Genomic DNA, 19,731 nt, shown 5'->3' on the forward strand with positions numbered 1-19,731 from the left:
TTTGTTCGTTTGCGTGAAGATTAATCGAGATCCTCGTTTAGCCGTAGAGTTCGCGGTTCATGAAGACGATAATGTCTTTACGCAGGTTTTCGATCCAGCCAGTGGGGTCCTTCTTCTTTTTCTTTTCGCCCTTCTTATCGACGGCCCAAGAGTCTGAATGGACGTGTATGTTAGAGTCTTTGATGGTGAAAGTGAGGGTAGAGTCGTAGCCTCTGTGCGTAAGGTTGATGACAGTGTGGTCGGCTTCTTTTTTGATGATGTTCCAGCGTCTTCCGATTGCAGCTTTGATAATCGCTGACTGGACTCCTTCTTCTGAAAGTCCCTGAGGGATTACGATTTCGGTGTAGGGTTCGCTGGATTCGTCAGGCTCGCTGTGAACGGCAGTGGCACCGAATGACAGCAGGACCAGGAGAGAGGCTAGGGTGAATAACGTTTTAGAGTTCATGAGTCGGAATCATTTTTAGGAGTTAACCTGAATAGGTGCGAGTAGGGCATTTCTTAAGAATAGCACGGCGGCTGCCAACAGTAAAAGAAGCCTAGGCAACGTAGTCACCGGACTTACCGCCCGTTTTTTCTAGAAGGCGAATATCTTCTATGACGATGGCCTTGGAGAGTGCTTTGCACATGTCATACAACGTCAAGGCAGCTCCGCTAGCGGCAGTTAGGGCCTCCATTTCCACTCCAGTTTTTGCGTCGGTCACAGCGGTTGCTTGTATTTCGACCCGGACATCGTCCAACGGCTTGATGGTGACGGAGCACTTGGTAAGTGGAAGCGGATGGCAAAGCGGGATGAGCTCGCTGGTCTTTTTGGCGGCTTGGATGCCGGCCAAGATGGCGGTGTGGAAAACGGGGCCTTTTTTGCTCTGCAGCTCTTTCCCGTCGAACTGGGCCATGATCTCGGGGGTGAGCTTCACGATCGCGCGAGCGGTTGCGGAGCGGCGGGTGATGGCCTTTTCAGTCACGTCAACCATGTGTGGTTGGAGGTCGTCGTCTAGGTGGGTGAATGTGTTCGCTGCGCTCACGAGGTGTTTAGGCTGTAAGATTGGGAATCGGTTGACCGGCGCTTAGCGCGGCCATGGGTAGTATTGGAAGGCTTCGCCTTCGGGGAATATATTGCGAGCCTTGGGCAGTTCGATAAAACCATCGGTTTGAGCCACGGAAACGAAATCGCCGGATGTGTTAAATAGGGCGGGCTTTACCCAGAGTTCTCCGCTGGGGCGTGGATCGGCGATCGCGGGCAGGAAGAGGGTAAGCTCGGGCTTGAAAGTGAGGTCGTGGGCAAGTTTGGCGTAAACGGGATTCGTTTTGGGAAGGCCGACCCATTTCTCGAAAGCGGGGATGGCGTAGCGCCGCAAGCAGGTGAAACAGGAGACTGGGTTGCCGGGGAGGGCGAATACGGGACGTCGCTCGCCGCCGCGGGAGAACTGCCCGTACCACATGGGTTTTCCGGGGCGCTGGCTGACCCATTGGAAGCGGATGGACACGCCGAGCTTTGCCAAGGTCTCTGGGATATGGTCGTATTTCCCTTTAGATACACCGCCGGCGAGAATCAGGGAGTCGCAGCGTTCGAGAATGGCGCGGAGCTGGGTTTCGAGCTCCTCAGGGTCGTCGGGGATATGCGCGAGTTCTACATCGGTGAACCCGGATGACTTGAGAGCAGCCGACAGGGTGATGTCGTTCGAGCGGCGAATTTGGTGTGATTCGGGTATCTGCTCGATGGATACAAGCTCGTCGCCAGTGGAGACGATGGCGATGCGAGGCATTTTGGATGTGACGATCTCGGTCTTTCCTACCGAGGCGGCAATTGCGATCTCCTTGGCAGTGATAAGGCGATGGGCAGATAGGAGCTCTTTACCTGATTTGCAGTCGCTGCCTTGGCTGTGTACTCCTGAGTGAAAGTCGAGTTGCAGCCCGTCGGGCAGCTTAACGGTGTTGCCCGTGATTTTGATTTCTTCGACGGGGATAACGCAATCGGCGAGGCGGGGTAGGGGAGCGCCGGTCATGATCTCGAAGGCGCTCTTCACGTCGGGCAGTTCGGCTTGAGGAGTTCCGGCTGCTGCGGTGCCGGCGATGTTGAATTTGCGCTGGCCAGTGTTGTAGGAGGAACTGTTGATCGCGATGCCGTCGAGCGTTGCTCGGTCAAACGGGGGAAGGGCGCGGTCTGCGACGATAGGCTCGCGAAGGCAACGTCCGAGCGCCTCTTCAATAGAGACGGTCTCTGTTTCAATTTCCCCGATACTATCGAGTATTAGTTTCTCGGCTTCCTGAACGGTAATCACTAAGGCAGGACAATTCCTATTTTTCCCGCTTGGGCAAATAAAACTGTCGCTTTGCGGATGGAGGCTATCGCTTCTGGCTTGCGGGATATGCGTAAGTAGGGTTTTGTGCAGCAGTACCCATGAGCGAACTTACCCTTGATCCCGCTGTTATCTGGCTGATTGCTGGAGTAGTACTAATCGTCGCCGAATTTATCGTACCGGGACTGGTTATTATCTTCTTTGGGCTGGGGGCCTTGATCGTGTCTCTGCTGGCTTATTTGGGGTGGGTGACTGAGCTGAGTTCCCAGCTGTTGATTTTCAGTGCGCTTTCAATCGTATTGCTTTTCGGACTACGGTGGCAGTTCAAAGGCTGGTTTGTCGGCCAATCCGCCGAAACGGGTGGCAGCGATGAGTTGTCGGACTTGATTGGCAAGGAGGTGACTTGCTTGACCGGGTTCAGTCCAGATCGGCCGTACGGTAAGGTCGAGTTCAAGGGGGCTAACTGGAAGGGCCGCTGCGAACAGGAGCTGAAGGTAGGCTCGGTCGCGATTATCGAATCTATCGATGGACTGTGCCTCAACCTCAAGCCGCGTGATTGAGACCAAGCTTTCGCATCCGAATTTGTCCGACTTAAGCTAGAGTCGGTACCCTTTAAACCCCAAGTCAAAGTCGTCCTATGCAGTCCTTAATTGTTACCGGTGTTATCTTAGTCGCAGTGCTCATCATCTTGATGAAAACTGCTCGAATCGTACCTCAGAAGGAGGCTCACGTCGTCGAGCGTCTCGGCAAGTACTCCAAGACTTTAGAAGCGGGCTTCCACATCCTCGTCCCTTTTTTGGACAAGGTTTCCTACAAGCATTCCCTCAAGGAAATCGCGACGGATGTGGCACCGCAGACGTGTATCACCAAAGACAACATAGCGGTGGAGATTGACGGCATTCTCTACTTCCAAGTGCTCGACCCTCGTAAGGCGAGCTATGGGATCGATAACTACCGCTACGCGGCGACCCAATTGGCCCAGACTACGTTACGTTCGGAGATCGGCAAGATGGAGCTAGACAAGACCTTCGAGGAGCGGGAGACCATCAATGCCAATATCATCGAGGCTATCGACAAGGCTTCAGAGCCTTGGGGCCTCAAGATCACTCGCTACGAAATCCGCAACATCGAGCCGCCGCAGAGCGTCAAGGATGCGCTGGAGAAGCAGATGAGAGCCGAACGCGAACGGCGTGCGGTAGTCGCCAAGTCCGAAGGCGATCGTGAGGCCAAAGTTAATGTGTCCATGGGTGAAAAGCAGGAAGCGATCAACTGGTCTGAAGGCGAGAAGATGAAACGTATCAACGAAGCGGAAGGGCGAGCTCGCGAGATCGAGCTCGTTGCGATTGCCACTGCTGAAGGCCTCAAGAGGGTTTCCGAAGCGATAAGCCTGCCCGGCGGCCGAGACGCTGTGAGCCTGCGCGTGGCGGAGCAGTGGGTGAAGGAATTCGGTAATCTCGCCAAGCAAAACAATACCATGATAATCCCTTCGAACCTCGCTGACATTTCAGGAACAGTGGCGAGCTTGACCAAGGTGTTCGAAGAAACGAGACGCACCTCTTAGGGACGCGAGATCCGTGGCTTAAGGGTATTGATAGTTATAACTAGGGTAGAGGCTGAGAGGTTGTCTGCGGACCCTACTGAGGCCGAAACCTATACCTTCTAGGTTATTTTGCCAATTTACGTCTTTGAAGGTTGGATACGACCGTTAATAAGGTTTCAAATTACGAGAGATAGGCGCTTATAGCTTATCAAACTACTTATATAATTCATTCATAGCCCGATGATTACTCAGGGAGGCGAGGTAGAAGCCGCGATCCAAAGAAACCTTCGGGGGTTGGATGAGATCGATTTGATGAGCACAGCGGGGAAAAAGTTAATCAGCATACTAGTCGTAGATGGCGATCGCCACTACTTGGACGCGGTGCGAGCGGATGCCAGTTTCAATATGCCAGGATGGGTCGCTCGAGTGGCTTCCAGTATGGAGGAGATGGTTCGAGCGATTGGGGAGGCGAGAGCGGACGTATTTATCGTCGGTGGAGGGCTGCCGGACGGTGGCCCGATTGAGGCTTTGCAAAAATCCAAGGAGCTTTCACCGAATTCGCTCCGTTTTCTCGCTTACACCGAAGCGGAAAAGGACCTGCTGAGCAAGACCGTGGGTTTAACCCACCGACGAGTGGAGAAACCGGTCACTCCGACGGCGCTGAATTTAGCCGTGCGGCAGGTGCTGGTCACTCATTTGAGGATCAGAAAGCCTGAAGTGGCGGCCATTGTCCGCGACACGAAGGAGTTGCATGTGAACACGCAGCCGATGCAAGAGCTGCTTAAGACGGCCGACGATCCAGAGTGCGAGCTAGAGGACTTGGCTCGCATCATCATGCAGCACCCAACTGCGGTAGCGACGATTCTCCAAGTGGTGAACACAGCGTTTTATGGGACGCCCGGTGACGTGGAGACGATCGAGGAAGCCTTGCAGATACTGGGCATGGATTTCGTGCGCAATCTCGCGATCACCGAACTTGCCAAGAAGCAACTGCGTCTGAGTCCTGGCTTGCACGAGCTTGCGAACTCGATTCTGCAGCATTCGATCGAGACCAGCCAATACGGACTGCGCATGCGCCAGCACGTGAGAAACATGCGCTTGATCCAGCAAATCAGCAGTATCGCCCTTCTGCATGACTTGGGTAAACTCGTGTTGCTCGCTGCCAAGGGTAACGATTATGCGGATCTCATGGGGCAGTCGGTCGATTCCAATACCCCTTCATGGAAACTGGAACGCGAAGCCTACAAGTGCGACCACGCGTCGATCGGAGGATTTCTATTCGCGATGTGGGGCTTGCCGGAAGTGATCATTCGAGCGGTGACTTGGCACCATCAGCCTGAGAAAGTCGCCGAAAAGGACTATTGCGCGACATCGCTGCTGCATTTCGCTAACTACGCAGCCCACTCGAACCAAGGCGTGTCATGCTATTGTGGAGACAGGCTCAATGAGGATCTGGCTGAGAAGCTCGGTCTGTCTCCAGATTTCGCCTACGACTTTGACTAGGTTGAACTCAAAAAAAGCCGCGACTCATAGAGCTGCGGCTTTATTAATGGAATTGTCTAGGAACTAGGCTAAGGAGCGCATCTTTTCCACGCACTCCGTTAGGGCGGGAACTGGGTTGTCGGGATCGGCCTCGTATTCAAGAATGCTGACGCCTGAGTAGCTCTGTTTTTCGAGCTCGTCGAGCAGGCCCTTGAGGTCGAGGTTTCCCTCGCCCACTACGGTGTCTTGCCATTGCCCGTTACGCTCGAAGACGAAGTCCTTGAAGTGGATGCCGTAGAGTTGCCCTGCGTACTTTTGAGCCCACTCTATCGGGTTGCCTCGATTGGGACCGATCTGCATAGCCCAAGCTGTATCCATACAAAGTCCGATTTGCGGAGTGCCTAGGCCAATCAGCAGTTCCAAGACGTCTGGCTGTCCGCCGAACATGTATCCGCCGTGGCAGTGGATGCCGACCTTGATGTCGTACTTGTCGCACCACGACTTCACTTGGCTTATCGCTTGGTTGAAAGTGCCGACTTGGAAATGGGCGGTGATGTGCTTAGCGCCGGCTGCTGCGGCGCATTCGAAGTAAGACTCCTGGTCGGCGTTTCCGACGAAGGTCTGCACTCCAAGGGATACGATTGAGATGCCCTCGTCGTCGTAAATTTTGATGTCTTCTTTCCAGCTCGATATGTCGTCGAAATCGGCATGCACAGCGCAGACCTCGATCTTATCGAGTCCGATTTCACGAACCTTTGTTGCGACGTCTGTATTTTTCTTGAATTCGCGGAAGCAGTAGCTCTGAACGGCGAGGTTGTCTAGAATGCTCATTTTCTGGGTATTGGTTAAGAGATTATGGGTTTTAGGAAGCTATAGGTCGACCGACTTGCCGGTTCGGGTGGATTCGGCGACTGCATCCAGAATTTTCTGGACCACGAGCGCTTCGTCAGCGGTGACGAGCAGCGGTTCGCCATCGATCAGGTGGTTCGCGAAGTTGTGGAATCGGTCGCAATGTTCCAACGCAGGTTTTGCTGCGACTTTGTCGATGACTTGATAGTCAGCGTTGTGAGGATCGTTGCGTTTGTAAAGTTTGGATGGATACAAGCTTGCTCCCATCTCAGTCCCGAAAAGCTCAACGTCCATGCGGTTTGAGTCCTTGATGTGAGCGGCCCACGAGACTTCGAGGCAGATGGTGGCTCCATTTCGCATCTTGATCATGGCGGTGGCGAGATCGTCGACGTCGAAGGTGGTTTCCGTTGCATCTGAAATTCCCCATCCGCCTTCGCCTAAGCCGCGATTTCCGAATTTCGTGTAAGTCGTGCCGAACACGGAAACGGGATCGAAATTTCCCATGGTGTGGAGACAAAGGTCGAGCAGGTGGACACCGATGTCGTTGATCGCTCCTGCTCCGGCCAACGCTTTGTTGCCAAACCAGGTACCGAGCTTTGGAATACCTTCTCGTCTGAACCAGTACGCTTTCGCGTAGTAAATCTCTCCGAGGGCGCCGGTGTCGGCTATGGCTTTGATCTTTTGGGAGTCCTCGTTAAAGCGTTGGTTCATGCCGACAGAGAAGACTCGGCCCGTTTCCTTGGATACGCGGATCACCTCCTCTGCCTCTGCGGTGCTCATTGCGAAAGGCTTCTCTAGGATGACATGCTTGCCAGCTTTCATGGCTTCGGTTGCGAGCGACGCATGAAATTTGTTAGGGACAGCGATGTAGACCGCGTCTACATCTGGGCAGGCAAAGAGGTCAGCGGAATCCGTGAATCGATGCTTTATGTCAAATTTGTCTGCTAGTTCGTCAGCCCTCTCCTTGTTGAGGTCTTGCACGGCGACGACGCTCGCCTTGTTGTGTTTTTGTATAGATTCGGCACTGTATTGTGAAATCTTGCCTGAACCGATGAATCCGAAACGTACTTCTTTCATTGTTGGGGATGAGGTTGTAGGAGGAGCGTGGGAAGATTGTTGGGTCATTGCTTGGGAGTCGCAATTCGTTAGGGTATCAAAAATATCGGATTGTGTGAATGCCTATGCATGCACATTTTGGGGCCATGGAGTATTCTCGTCCTGATACGCTGGATGTGGTGGTGCACTACCATCAGGCGCCAGGTGCGCAGCCTAAGCCTTTTGTTCTCGCCGCGGGTGTAGAGCTAGTGGAGCTGGTGACGGGCGGGAGAGGCTGGGTACGGAGCGGAGCGGATTGGGTGGAGGTTTTGCCGGGATCGTTGCTTTGGCATGTGGAGGGGGACGAGACGATCGGGCGGAGCGATCTAAATTCACCCTACAGTTGCTTGGCGGTTCGGATGCGGAGCAAGCTGAGGAACGAGCGTCGCGTGCCACGGGTTTCGTTTTGGCACAATTTGGGTGCGGTGGCTGCTTTGACTGAGGAGTCGATTCGACTGTTTGTGGACGAGAGTTTCGATAACGCGGTCTTGCTGGACCATCTTTACTCGAAGCTTCGTCTAGAGGCGGTTTTGCACCACCATCGCCGGGAGCGGGCGGGAGTCCCTGAGCCGTTGCGAATCGTGCGTTCGATCATCGAGACGCGCTATGGAGAGGGTTTGACAGTTTCGGAGCTGGCCCGCGAGGCGGGCTGGAGCGTGGCTCATTTGCACGATCAGTTTCGGACTGTTTACGGAAGCTCGCCGCGTCAGGTACTGCTCGATCGTCGGCTCAATGCGGCGCGCGAGTATCTGGTGGGAACGGGCGATTCGATAAAGCAGATAGCGGCAGCGACCGGTTTTACGCACAGCTCTGCGTTTTGTGCGGCTTTTCGAAAAAGGTTCGAGGTAACTCCGAAGGCGTATCGAGATAACTACTACTACAGCTAGTCGCCGTCTATTTTCAGACTGGCAAGCCTGAGCCCAAGCTCCCTGGTGTCTTCGTTGATCCGGAGGGCTTGGGGTGAGGCCGTTTGCGAGACGATTTCGAGTTTGACGGGTCCGCGGCCAAGGCTGGGGACGAGCGGTATTTTTAGAGTCTCTCCTTCGGAACCGACGGTGCCGCGAAAGATCGACTGTCCGTTCCACACGATTGCGACATCGTTTTTTGAGAGGACGGATTTGACGATATCTATGTACAGTACCTTGGGGGTGAAGCTTTTGCGGAGCGGGATTTGAAAGACTGCCTGGCCGTCCGTCCAGCGTCGGATTTCGTCGCCCTCTGCTTCGGGTGGGTAGAGTCCGCCCTCCAGGATATCGAGGTTTGGCTGGATGCCGAAGTCGATGGTTCCGAAAGCGATACCTTCTTCGGTGCTAAGGGTGATTCCTCCGATTTGCAGGGCGAGCTCTCGGCTGTCGGTGGAGTTAGGATACACTCTGCTTGGCTGGTCCGCTTGCGACTGTATTTGGAGTTTGATGGTCTCTGATTGGTCGATTTCGGGGGGGATGGAGAATTCGAAATCACCGCCTTTTTTCGGTATCTCAGAATCGAATACAAGATGACCGTTTACACGAATTTGGGTGGGCGCTTGGTCGACGAAAGAGGAGTACAGTTTCAGTCGTCCCGAAGTGAAGCGACTTTCGAAAGCGGTAGGGAGTGTGAAGCTGGCGGTTTGCTGGGACCAACGGAACGGGCTGCCTTTGCCGGTGCGCTCTTGGCCGTACATGCCGGTCTCCTCGATGCCGACGATCTTGTTCGCTCCGAATGTGAGGGAGGTTTCCTTGCCAGAGAAGGGCCGGATGGGGCCGTCAATCTTGGCGAGGTGAAACGCGTTTGTCCTCTCCCGTATGACGGTCGCGGGGGCTCGGTTTGCGGCGCGGAGGGAGTACCAGGTCTTTTGGAAGCTGAGGGTCTTAAAGTCGCTGAATTCGCTGATGGCTTTGGCGTTTGTGAGCAGGTAGACGCTTTGTCCGTCTTCAGCGGCCTGCTTTCCGATTTCGTTGAAGAGGGCGAGGTGATTTTTGTTGGAGAGGTCTCCTCTTACTAATTGCCGGCCCTTTCCGTCAAGCAGTGGTCCGTAGAAGAGACGTGTCAGGTCGGTGAGTACGAGGGCGTCGTTGGGAATGGCGGCTTGCAGGGCGCGAGTGATTTCAATGGTTCCCTCGTACTGGGTGAGGAAGGCAATGGGCTTGTTTGCAAAGGCGAGGAACAATGCGGCGAGTGCCCACGCGGCGTAGTTGAGGGCCCTAGCAGGGCGGCGGGGAAGCCTCACTGAGGCGAGTCCGTAGACGGCGAAAAGCAGAAAACCTGGGATAACGATAGGGGTGAAGCGACGAATTCGCCAAATGTGGTCGGGGCTGATTCTGGGATCGTAAAGGTAGGCGAGCGAGAAGGCAGCCCATGCGAGCAGAAGGGGGAGCAGTTCCAGCTTTCGCTTGATGAGGATCTGGCGAAGGGCGAAGCAGAAGCCGAGGACTGCGAATCCGATAACTGGATACGAAATGTACTCCGCAAGGTCGATGACGGAGTTTTCGCGGAAGTTCCGATCGCCGTAGTGGGCTTCTTCGAACATGGCAAACGGCTCGTTGAAGGGCCTCAGAAAGATGCAGTACAGCACAAGCGCCAGCACTGCGACGCTGCAGGCGATCCAGGCGGGCTTGTTGCCCAGAAGGCGGTCGAGCTGGAGCTTGCCTTTGAGTTTCGGGTGGTCGAGAAGGGCGGCTGCCGCGATGGCAGCGGCACCGGCGAGAAGGAATTTGGATACGATGGGGACGAACTCCTGGAAGTAGTTGGGCGTGGAAATCGAGTAGTAGATCCAGCCGATACCGAAAATAACGTAAGCGGCGATGCTAGCTCGCATCTTGGTGGAACTATCGGGGGATTGCTCGCTGGAATTCGACAGAATGACGCTGGCGAGGTGCAGGACGGCGAGGATAGTGGCGAAAAGAAAGCAGTCGATGCGGACGAGGCAGGAGGCGGCAATAGCGGCGATACCGACGACGTAATTTCGGTTGATACGGTCTCTGATTCCGAGGTGGCAAAGGAGAAGGCCTGTGAGGATGATGCTCTGGGCGAGGATCTCGCTGAGCGTGATGCGGGCGTTCCAGAGCTGAGCTGGATTGAGAGCGAAGAAAAGGGCCCCCAGCAGCGCCCAATGCCGGGCAGCGAATTGGCGGGCGAGGGAGTAGGCGACGAGGAAGTTGATCGCCGCCAGGAAGGGCACGAAGAGGATGAGGCCCGCGTAACCGCCGATGGCGTAGCATTGGGCGAGGTGGAGGGCGAGAGCGGGAGGGAATTGCCCTTTCATGCCGCTGGCTTCGAAGTCGTAGTTGAAGCCTAGCGGATTGGAAGAATGGAGGAGCGCCTGGTATTTGTGGCGCTGCTCCTCGAAGCCCTCGAAAGGAAGGGGCAAGAGGAGGGAGTGGGTGTTTGCGATGTTGGTAGCGTGCAAGGAGTAAGCGCCTTGGTCGCGGCCGGTCTGGATGCTTTCGGAGCAAAAGAGTCCGTAGAAAACGAACAAGGTCAAGGCGAGCCCGAGCAGTCCAGCGGAGGGCTGGTGGAGTTGGGAGACGCGGAGCTTTCGGGCCTGGAAAAGGGCGGCCAGCCAGCCAGCCGCACCGATGCCCGAGGGAAGGTAGAGTCCGGCTAAGGCGAGTAGAAAAAGGGGGATGATGGAGCTGGCGGCGCCGACGCAGAAATAGAGCCCGAGCCGGCTGGCGGGATTTAGGCTCGCAAGGTTTAGCTTTAAGATGTTGATCGCCAGCCATCGTCCTGCGAGAAAAACGCCCGGAAGGTAGCCGAAGGCGAGGATCGCGAGGGCCGACTCTTGGATATCAATGAAAGTCATTATACAGATTCCCTGTTACAACGAAGCGGAGACCTTGAAGGCGACTTTGGAGGATTTGCCGAGAAAGCTCGAGGGCGTCGATGTGGTGGAGTGGCTGGTGATCGACGATGGTAGCACTGATGATACGAGTGCGGTGGCGCGTGGATGCGGTGTGGACCATGTGGTGAGCATTCCTCGCAATAGGGGGCTTGCAAGCGCCTTTTCGACGGGATTAGCGGCTTGTTTAGAGTGCGGAGCAGACGTGATCGTGAACACAGATGCGGATAACCAGTACTCCGCGGCGGACATTCCCAAGCTAGTTGCTCCCATTTTGCAAGGCCGGGCGGAGATGGTAATCGGTGAGCGTGACATCGCCGGGATCGAGCATTTCTCCTTTTTGAAAAAGTGCCTGCAAAAGCTCGGAAGCTCGGTGGTCCGTTCGCTGAGCCATACGGACGTGGGCGACGCTCCGAGTGGATTTCGAGCGATCTCGCGCAGCGCGGCTTCGCGCCTGAACGTGTTTAGCGAATACACGTACACGCTGGAGACGATTATCCAGGCGGGACAGAATGGAATCTCGATCGTTTCGGTTCCGATCCGCATCAACGGGAAAACGCGGCCCTCGCGTTTGGTAAAGAGCATCCCTTCGTACGTGAAGCGGTCGGTGCTGACGATGTTTCGCATTTTCCTGATCTACCGTCCGATGCGGGTCTTTTTGCTGATGGCTTCGATCTGCGGATTCTTCGGCCTGCTGCTCGGCTTGCGGTTTCTCTTTTTCTTCCTGACCGGTGACGGAGCTGGGCATGTGCAGTCCCTGATTTTGACGGCGTTATTGCTGGGAAGCTCACTTGGCTTTTTCGTCTTGGCCCTGCTGGCGGACCTGATCGCGGTGAACCGGCGACTGTTAGAAAAGACAAATTGGCGGCTTGGGCAGATCGAGGAGCGTTTGGCGCAGTTTGAGTCGAACCATATCGGAGCGGATCGTTCCTAACGATGGCGGCGGTCGAGGAGTCGAGCGCGGGAGGCAATTGGAAGGGCGCGGCCTTGCGGGCGGTGGGCGTGGCGTTGACCTTGCTGGCCTGTTTCTTCGTTTGGAAGGCGGTGCGTGGGCAAGCGGATGAGGTGCTGCCGTATTTGAGTTCTCGGGAATTTTTGGTGGCGGGGATTTCCTGCTCTTTGCTTTGGGTGTTGTTAAACGCGGTTTTGGGGTTGCTGTGGCGGGAGCTGCTGGGTCTGACCGGGTCGGAGGTTGGTAGGTTGGACTCGGTGCGGATTTCGCTGCTGACGCAAGTGGCGAAGTATTTGCCCGGAAACGTTTTCCATTTCGCAGGGCGTATTGTCTTGGCTGGTTCGTTGGGCATTTCAAAAAAACGGGCGGGTGTGGCGACGCTGCTGGAAGCGGTATTCCTGGTGGGCGTGGCCTCTCTGATTTCGCTGCGATTAATCGCGACGCTCCCCTACGGACCTTGGGTGATGGGCGCGGGTTTGGTATTGTTCCTCGTAGCGGTCAGCTTCGCAAAAAAGAAACTAGAGCGACTTTGGCGAGAGGTGAAACTGGAACGGAGTGGCTTGGTACGGATCCTGGCCTTGGCGGTGGTCTTTTCGCTCCTGGTTTTCGTGATTCAGGCAACGATGTTTTTCTGGATCGAATCTACCTTGTTCGGCGGTTTGGATCTGTCTCCGTGGCAGCGTCTCGAGTTGGTTTCGGCATCGTGGGGAGCGGGCTTTTTGGTGGTCGGCTCGCCCGGCGGGCTGGGTGTGCGGGAGTACGTTTTTTCGTATTTTGCGGACAGCGGCGAGGTGGGGCCGCGTCTGGTAGCAATTGCGGCGATCACTCGTTTGTGCTCGATTGCAGGCGATCTCTTGAGCTTGCTGCTGGGGGTGATTTTAAGGAAGCGTCAGAAATAGAAAAATGGATAACCACGAGCGGCAGCTAGAAGACGGTATCTTCATCGGAAACCAGGTGGACAAAGGGAACCTCAAGAATCCGATTAGTCGGGCCTTGGTGAATGGCTTCGACAAGCGGCTGTTCGAGGGACTGACGCGGCTCGCTCCGAGGTCGATCCACGAAGTCGGTTGCGGCGAGGCGCGTCTGACGCGGGCGATGCAGGAGACCTTTCAGGTGCCAGTGCACGGGAGCGATTTTTCGGCGGCAGTGATCGATGGGAACGCGCAATGGGCGAAAGACGCACTGAGCTTCGAGCAGCTCAGTATTTACGATTTGGATGCGCAGCGGCACGGTCGGGATGTGGTCGTTTGCTGCGAGGTCTTGGAACATCTGGAGGCACCGGAGCGTGGCTTAGCCAAGCTGCGAGAGCTGGGAGCGAGAGCTTATTTGCTGTCGGTGCCTAGGGAGCCCATCTGGCGGGCGTTGAACATGGCACGCGGCCAGTACTGGGGAGACTGGGGCAATACGCCGGGGCATTTGAACCATTGGAGTCCGAGCGCTTTCGCCCGATTTCTGGAAGGAGGCGGCTTCGAAGTGGACGCTTGGTACAACCCCTTCCCGTGGATCATGGTGTCGGCTCGAATTCGAGAGTAAGCTTGGGCAGAAAGCTTGCGAGCGAGCTTGTAATGGATTGAGTTGGGTCCGATGCAGGAATCATCTAACTCAGATTCGTCTATCGATCCCAAGCAACTGATCAAGGAGCTATCGATCGAGGAGTTTAACCGCTTCTCGGATGAATACTACAAGCGCTTGCCCCTGCCAGAGTATCAGATGGGAAAGCCGTTTTCCATGGTTTCGGAAACAGCGGAGCACTTGAGGCTACTTGGGTATTTGTTCCAAATTTTGAATATGAAGCCCGGTTTGCGGACCTTGGACTTTGGGGCGGGAACGGGCTGGCTTTCCAAGATGATTTGGCAGATGGGATGTCCAGTGGTGTCTTTGGACGTGTCGCAGGAAGCGTTGGATCTGGGCAAGCGCTTGTTTGAGGAGTTTTCTGTGGTCTATGATCCAAAGGTTGGATACGAATTTCTGTTGTTTGACGGGCATCGCATAGATCTTCCGGATGAGTCAGTAGACAGGATCGTCTGCTATGATGTTTTTCACCATGTACCAAATCAGGAAACGGTGATGCGTGAGTTTTATCGGATATTGGCACCGGGAGGCATCATTGGATTTAACGAGCCTTTGGGGGAGCATTCGACTTCGGTCGAGTCGCAGTACGAAATGAGGACTTACAAGGTTTTAGAGAATGATCTGAAGATAGAGGAAATTGCAGCCTTGGCGGGATCGGTAGGGTTTGGAGAACCGAAGTTCAAAACGTTCAGCCTCTCTGATCTCGAATTGAGCTTGGAGGAACGTCGGGCGGTATGTGACGGCGAGGACTTTTCGAGTCGCATCTTGGATCACATTCGGGATTCGATGCGCACCAGCGGCGTTTTTTGCTTCAGCAAAGGGGAGGCGGTTGCAGATAGCCGTTCAGCTGAGGGGTTGGCCCATGTTATCCAAATCCAGTCGGAGCCTCTCCGGTTTCAGGCAAATACGCAGGCTTTTGTGGAAGTGAAGGTTACGAATACCGGGACGAGCAAGTGGCTGAGGGGAAGTCCGGCGGAAATTGGAACTGTTAACGTTGGTACTCAACTTTTTGATACGGAGAAAAAGATTCTGGCTGTGGACCTGACGCGGGGAGGTCTGCCAAGAGAGGTTCTTCCGGGTGAGAGTGTGACCGTGCAAGTCCCGTTGGTGGTGATGGAACCTGGACGGTACAAGATTGGCTTCGATCTCGTGTCGGAGCTTGTAACTTGGTTTCACATCCTAGGCTCAGAGATGGTTTACTTGGATGTAGACGTCTACGTTTGAGCCGGTGGTCTAGGATATCTGTCGATCTGTGGGGCAGGGACTGCTAGAAGCGGCTAGATTTGTCGCCAAGAGGCCGATCGCGCTAGTGGTAGCAAAGGTCGAGAAACGAGAGTCAAAGTAACTGGTGATTGAATCGAGCAAATCGGTCGCTTGGGACGCGTAGGTGAGTACGTTCAAACTGGGATAGTCGTCGAAGAACAGGTAATAGATCGCCATGGTCGCATAAAAGCTAGCGATCGCTAGGAACGCGAGATTTCCAGTGATCAGCTTAGCCCACGGCCTGCTCATAAGAGTAATGGGGGCCATTGCGAGCGCAGCGATGGATATGGAAAGCAAGAAAGGAGCTAGTTCTGTGGGGCCTACGGGCACGATGTGACCCCAGATAAATTCGTTGGCGACAACGTAAGCCAGGAGAACCCAATAGAGTGCTCGTTGAGTCGACAATATTTTGTGTCCGAGGCAAATTGAGACGTAGACGAGGGCAAAGAGCAGAGTGTCTAGAGTTGGAAATTCTGCCAGCACCAAGAGGCTGATAGCAGAGGCAAGGACGTAGAGCCATTTCCCTCGTATGACCGTCCGCGCGAAGTAGAAAGGTAGTGATGCTATCAATACAGCGATCGCGTTTACTAGAAGGTAGAGCCCTGCGGATACGGAGTAGGACGTTTTGAATTGGTCGTTCGCTTGCGGGTACCACTGGACCCCGTCCCAAACAAAACCGAGACGTCTTTGGACTTCACCGACTCGATCCAAACGGTAGGAGATGAGTGAAACGTGCCAGTCTTTTCCTTTAGTATCAGATTTAATTTCGTATCGTCTATTGTTATCCAATCCACCGTCTTCGACGTATTTCACTTGTGCAGTCGCTCGGTGCTTGAAGGGGCCTGTTACCTTTTTTTCGCTCCTGAATAGGTGGAGCGAGTAGCTGGTTTTCTTCTCTGGTATAAGGGTCGGGAAATAGGACAGGATTGGAGTTAAAATTTCGCTTCTCTCGAGACCGCTGACAAAGAAGGAGGGTAGTTCCATATTCGGGTACTTCATGTCGGCCCAGTACTCTCCTTCTCTCACGTAGTTAAAACGAATGTAGAACTCCTTGTGTTTGTTAGGGACGTTTAGGGTGCCCAGTTGATAGCTGTAGTCGAATGCCGCGGTGTGACCTTGTTCTTTGGGCAGGAGTTCGGTCCTTTCGCCATCTAGGAAGACCATGTCGCCATTTTTAGAATACACTTGAAAGGCAAGCCTGACCTCGTCGTCCAGTTTTTGACGTGTATGGTATTGGCCTTTGAAGCGAAGATTTTCGATGTCAGTATTGACGAAGATTTCTCCCTCGATGGATATAAGAACGCTTTGGTAGGACAGCTCAGCAGAGTAGTTCTCAATGTCGGAGGAACTGAGGCGAGCTTCGCTGGTATGCTCCGGTGCGGGAGGGCGGTGAGCATGCACTTGACTAGCTAGTCCAGCTGAAAGTAGCATGAGGGCAGCGATTAATATTGGAGTGATTTTTCTCACTTTGTTGGCTGCATTCGCTCTGGGTGGAGAATCGCCATTTTTGTGAATAGCGAAGTATCGAAAGGTGTTTGCTCCTGTTTTACCTCTCCTGCGTCGATCGAGAGCAAGCGGTTTTTGTGCTCGAGAACGGGACGTATGGAGTGAAGGGCGTTGCCAGTGAACGAGCTCGGGATGAGAAGGCCCAATTCTTGAAGTGCAATTACCGGAAGATCTTGAAGGCTTGCTAGTTTCTCGACGGTTTTGGGGGGCTCGTTGAGCCCGTAGATGAGCAAAGGCACTTTGTCTTTTACGACCTGTTTGAAGTCGGGCTTTGTGCGTTCGGCAATTTGCCTGCGAATGGCGCTGTCATGGTCCCCGTAGATGGCTACAATGGAGTTTTCCAGTATTCCCTGTTCATCCAATTTCTCGAAAAAGGACTGGATCGAAGAGTCCATATAGCGAAGCGAAGCGATGTGATCGAGAACGATGTCACCTGGCTTTTTTCCGTTTCGCTTGGCGACATGCCTATAAGGGTGGTGATTCGTGAGTAGAATTATGTGGGCGAACGTCGGCAAATCGGATGCCACAATTTTCTCTGCAGCTTGATTCAAGATAGATTCGTCAGAAATGCCCCAGCCTATGATTTCGTCATCGATAAGGTCGGGACGAAAGAAACTGTCTTGGAATCCAAGTTGTGAATGTGCGGCCGCCCTGTTCCAGAATGATCCCTTGTATCCGTGGATAGAGAATGTGTAGTAGCCGGCGTCGTTGAACACGCGTGGCAGGCTGGGGACTTTCGACAAATCGAAGTTCTGAAACGCAGGTTGTCCGTAGATCGATGGGAGCGAAGTGAGAGTCAGTAGTTCTCCGTCGGTGGTTCGGCCAGATGATGTGTTATCGATGGTGTGGGGGAAGTAGGTAGACTCTTTCCGAAGCACGTAAAGGAATGGCATGAGGGGCATCCCCTCTAGGGTGGATTCGATGCTGAGCCCGTCCACGGATTCCATCTGAATGTAAACGAGGTGCTTTGCTTGCCCCGAGGTCGAGGGTGCTTGGCTCCCTCGGTTTGCTTCATGGACCTGCTCCATATATTCGCGAAAACTCTTCGTGTCACGAGTGGAGAGCGTGAATTCCTCTATGGTGCGTTTCGCAAATTCTGTCAGCTCGTTTGTCAAGTAGCCGACGAAACCGAGCTCCTTCACTATATGGCGACTGAGGTAACGCATATTGACGAGTCGCCACTCTACAGTCGTCGTACAGATTATGACGATGAGGCAGGCACAGACAAAAAGCCAGAGATGGAATAGGTTGAGTCTTCTGCGTTTGGCTTTGTCTTTTCTAAAGTAGGAGAGCACTCAGGATTTGAGGGTTGTTGCCGCTTCGATAGGTATCGAATCAATGGAGATGAGGACGGGGTCCTTGCATCCTCCAATTGAGCGCGGGGGACTCAAGCTCAATTGGCGATCGCTTCTCCTCCTTTTGCCTCTAAGGAGAGCAATCGAAACTCGATGGCTTGGCTTGCTTTAAATCCACTCGTCTGAAGCTCAAGGGTAACTCGGCCTTTCTGAAGCTCGATTTCGCCGAGGTCGAGGGTGGCGAAATCTTTCACATAGGATTCGCCCGCTATGGAGCGGTCGACGCGGTCGTGCTCCATGCCATATGCAGGGGGTGTGTGGGCTTTTTGAATACGAGTGAAAATTTTGTTTTTGCCCGCTGTGAGAATGATCTCGGTACCGATGGAAGATTCGGGAGCGGTGTAAAGTATGATGGCTTTGTAGGTGCCTGTTTGGCCGACGTGGGCGTCGAAGGTAATGCGGTCGGTGTCGCTTGTCCAATCGGTGAGGTAGGAACAATTGGGCCAGCGTGCGGAGCGGTTTATGTTTCCGGTCCAATCAGCGTCGCGGGCCGGAAGCTGGGTGGTAGCGAGGCCGGGATAGCCGATGGTGAGGGGGCGTGCCTCGTTTATGTTCTCAGGTATGAGCAGCGCTTCTTTCCAATTGTCCACGGCAGCTTGAAAGGCGGAAGTGAGGTCGGGTTTTTGTTGGGAAAGGTCGTGCTTTTGTTCGCGGTCGCTGGGAATGTGGAAGAGCCGTCCAGCGGAATCTAGACGGTAGTCTTGGCTACGAGCGCTGACGCGATCGTTCCAGTAAGAGTAGAGTAGACGGAGGGGCGCCTTTAAGTCGGAGTCGAAAAATACTGGGGCGAGGCTGATGCCGTCGAGGGGCTGGCGGGGTTGCCATTCGATGCCAGCAAGTTGGCCGAGCGTTGGCAGAAGGTCGATTGATCCCGTGACGGTGTTTATGGTGGTGCGGGGGGAGATTGCTTTCGGGTAGCGGATGAAGAGGGGTGAGCGAACACCGCCTTCGTCGGTACCTCCTTTTTTGCCCTGCATGCTGCCGTTATAGCGCCAGCCGTTGGGGCCATTGTCAGAGAAGTAGACGACGATGGTGCTTTCTTCGATATCCAGTTCGCGAATACGGTCTAGGATTCGGCCAACGTTCTCGTCGATATTCTCGACCATGGCGAGGGCCGCTCTAGTGTGCTGCAAGTCCTCCTCTTCCGGATCGGTCGCGAGGGAAGAGATCTTTTTGTGTTTGAAGCGAGCCCAGTCGTCTTCGGTGGTTTGCATGGGGGAATGCGGTGTAGGCAAGGCGAGGTAAGTGAAGGAAGGCCGGCCAGCTTTGTGTTGTTGCTCGATAAACTCGAGCGCTGCGGTGGCGAGGGTATCGGGCAGGTAGCCAGTACTGGTAACGAACTCGCCGTTGTGGTCGAGCAAGGCGTCGAAGTAGCTGCCCCAGTGTCCGGAGGTGAAGCCGTAGAATTCGTCAAATCCGCGGGTGTTGGGATGGTAGGGAGCTTGGGTGCCGCTGTGCCACTTGCCGAAGGCACCGGTGGCATAGCCAGCGGAGCGGAAGACTTCGGAGATGAGTTGCTCGTCGGCGTCGATGCGTTCGCCGCCGGCACCTGTGGAGTAGACGCCGCTGCGCGGGTAGTAGCGGCCCGTCAGGAATTCGGCTCGGGTGGGGGAGCAGACGGGCTGGACGTAGAAGTTGGTGAACTGGGCCCCTTCAGCGGCCAGGCGGTCGAGGGCAGGCGTATCGAGGTTTTGGTTACCATGCAACGAAAGGTCTCCCCACCCTTGGTCGTCGGCGAGGATGACGAGCACGTTGGGGGGATTTCCGCCCGAAGCGGCGGAAAGAAGGGTGAGGGTTGAGGGATGAAGGGTGAAGAGGGTTAGGAATAGGATGAGGGGGCGCATGATGCTTTGATTGGGGAGGCGGTGACGCGGGCGGGGTGGCTATGAGATTTTGCGTCGGAGGTTTGGGGTATTGGGCTGCGGGATGAGGTTTGCTATGACGGTGGGTGGGCGGTTTAGTCGAAGCGGTTTTCTTGTTTAAGCTGTTGAAAATGGATT

At 54.6% G+C, this 19,731-nt stretch carries 17 protein-coding genes; 8 read left to right on the plus strand and 9 right to left on the minus strand.

The genetic code is table 11. The annotated features are described in order from the left end of the window. Positions 1 to 37: 37 nt before the first annotated feature. From QEH53_RS12345 to QEH53_RS12355, 3 genes are all read right to left on the minus strand, one after another. A complete protein-coding gene (locus tag QEH53_RS12345; RefSeq protein ID WP_309023505.1) occupies positions 38 to 445 on the minus strand; it encodes a hypothetical protein in 408 nt (135 codons plus the stop codon). A 91-nt stretch (positions 446 to 536) separates the two neighbouring features. Then, positions 537 to 1,022: a cyclic pyranopterin monophosphate synthase MoaC gene (gene moaC / locus QEH53_RS12350; RefSeq protein WP_309023506.1), complete on the minus strand. Its 486-nt coding sequence runs from the start codon at positions 1,020 to 1,022 to the stop codon at positions 537 to 539. A 42-nt stretch (positions 1,023 to 1,064) separates the two neighbouring features. Then, positions 1,065 to 2,279 (minus strand): molybdopterin molybdotransferase MoeA, encoded by a 1,215-nt coding sequence (locus QEH53_RS12355; RefSeq protein WP_309023507.1) that lies wholly within the window; start codon positions 2,277 to 2,279, stop codon positions 1,065 to 1,067. 119 nt (positions 2,280 to 2,398) lie between these two features. On the opposite strand from QEH53_RS12355, the gene QEH53_RS12360 reads away from it, so the two are divergent. From QEH53_RS12360 to QEH53_RS12370, 3 genes are all read left to right on the plus strand, one after another. After that, positions 2,399 to 2,857, plus strand: a complete 459-nt coding sequence (locus QEH53_RS12360) for an NfeD family protein (protein ID WP_309023508.1) — start codon at positions 2,399 to 2,401, stop codon at positions 2,855 to 2,857. 77 nt (positions 2,858 to 2,934) lie between these two features. After that, entirely contained in the window at positions 2,935 to 3,858 is a 924-nt protein-coding gene (locus QEH53_RS12365) for a stomatin-like protein (protein ID WP_309023509.1), read from the plus strand. Between the two features lie 219 nt (positions 3,859 to 4,077). After that, positions 4,078 to 5,340 carry an HDOD domain-containing protein gene (locus tag QEH53_RS12370; protein WP_309023510.1) on the plus strand — a complete coding sequence of 421 codons (1,263 nt, stop codon included), beginning with the start codon at positions 4,078 to 4,080 and terminating at the stop codon, positions 5,338 to 5,340. Between the two features lie 63 nt (positions 5,341 to 5,403). Here the strand turns inward: QEH53_RS12370 and QEH53_RS12375 are convergent, their stop codons facing one another. Then, the gene (locus QEH53_RS12375; RefSeq protein ID WP_309023511.1) at positions 5,404 to 6,150 is read right to left on the minus strand and encodes a sugar phosphate isomerase/epimerase; all 747 of its coding nucleotides are present in this window, start codon (positions 6,148 to 6,150) and stop codon (positions 5,404 to 5,406) included. Between the two features lie 39 nt (positions 6,151 to 6,189). After that, complete coding sequence (locus QEH53_RS12380) at positions 6,190 to 7,245, minus strand: Gfo/Idh/MocA family oxidoreductase (protein WP_309023512.1); 1,056 nt, start codon at positions 7,243 to 7,245, stop codon at positions 6,190 to 6,192. Between the two features lie 125 nt (positions 7,246 to 7,370). On the opposite strand from QEH53_RS12380, the gene QEH53_RS12385 reads away from it, so the two are divergent. Continuing rightward, complete coding sequence (locus QEH53_RS12385; protein ID WP_309023513.1) at positions 7,371 to 8,150, plus strand: AraC family transcriptional regulator; 780 nt, start codon at positions 7,371 to 7,373, stop codon at positions 8,148 to 8,150. On the opposite strand, the gene QEH53_RS12390 is transcribed toward QEH53_RS12385, so the two are convergent. Next, positions 8,147 to 11,047 carry a hypothetical protein gene (locus QEH53_RS12390; protein WP_309023514.1) on the minus strand — a complete coding sequence of 967 codons (2,901 nt, stop codon included), beginning with the start codon at positions 11,045 to 11,047 and terminating at the stop codon, positions 8,147 to 8,149. The genes QEH53_RS12385 and QEH53_RS12390 overlap by 4 nt on opposite strands. Here QEH53_RS12390 and QEH53_RS12395 point away from each other — a divergent pair. The 4 genes from QEH53_RS12395 to QEH53_RS12410 are packed head-to-tail and all read left to right on the plus strand — an operon-like array spanning position 11,037 to position 14,831. Then, a complete protein-coding gene (locus QEH53_RS12395; RefSeq protein WP_309023515.1) occupies positions 11,037 to 12,017 on the plus strand; it encodes a glycosyltransferase family 2 protein in 981 nt (326 codons plus the stop codon). The two genes, QEH53_RS12390 and QEH53_RS12395, sit on opposite strands and share 11 nt — an antisense overlap. Before the next feature lie 2 nt (positions 12,018 to 12,019). Beyond that, positions 12,020 to 12,934: a hypothetical protein gene (locus QEH53_RS12400; RefSeq protein WP_309023516.1), complete on the plus strand. Its 915-nt coding sequence runs from the start codon at positions 12,020 to 12,022 to the stop codon at positions 12,932 to 12,934. 4 nt (positions 12,935 to 12,938) lie between these two features. Then, on the plus strand, positions 12,939 to 13,568 hold the full coding sequence (locus QEH53_RS12405; protein ID WP_309023517.1) for a class I SAM-dependent methyltransferase: 630 nt from the start codon (positions 12,939 to 12,941) through the stop codon (positions 13,566 to 13,568). Between the two features lie 51 nt (positions 13,569 to 13,619). Then, a complete protein-coding gene (locus tag QEH53_RS12410; protein WP_309023518.1) occupies positions 13,620 to 14,831 on the plus strand; it encodes a class I SAM-dependent methyltransferase in 1,212 nt (403 codons plus the stop codon). 9 nt (positions 14,832 to 14,840) lie between these two features. On the opposite strand, the gene QEH53_RS12415 is transcribed toward QEH53_RS12410, so the two are convergent. The 3 genes from QEH53_RS12415 to QEH53_RS12425 all read right to left on the minus strand — a co-directional run bounded on the left by QEH53_RS12415 (position 14,841) and on the right by QEH53_RS12425 (position 19,575). Further along, positions 14,841 to 16,337, minus strand: a complete 1,497-nt coding sequence (locus tag QEH53_RS12415; RefSeq protein ID WP_309023519.1) for a hypothetical protein — start codon at positions 16,335 to 16,337, stop codon at positions 14,841 to 14,843. Then, positions 16,334 to 17,671, minus strand: a complete 1,338-nt coding sequence (locus QEH53_RS12420) for an LTA synthase family protein (protein WP_309023520.1) — start codon at positions 17,669 to 17,671, stop codon at positions 16,334 to 16,336. Before QEH53_RS12420 ends, QEH53_RS12415 begins: the two co-directional genes overlap by 4 nt. Before the next feature lie 98 nt (positions 17,672 to 17,769). Next, positions 17,770 to 19,575: an arylsulfatase gene (locus tag QEH53_RS12425; RefSeq protein ID WP_309023521.1), complete on the minus strand. Its 1,806-nt coding sequence runs from the start codon at positions 19,573 to 19,575 to the stop codon at positions 17,770 to 17,772. Positions 19,576 to 19,731 lie beyond the last annotated feature (156 nt).

Source organism: Pelagicoccus sp. SDUM812002 (assembly GCF_031127835.1).
Classification (GTDB): Bacteria; Verrucomicrobiota; Verrucomicrobiia; order Opitutales; family Opitutaceae; genus Pelagicoccus.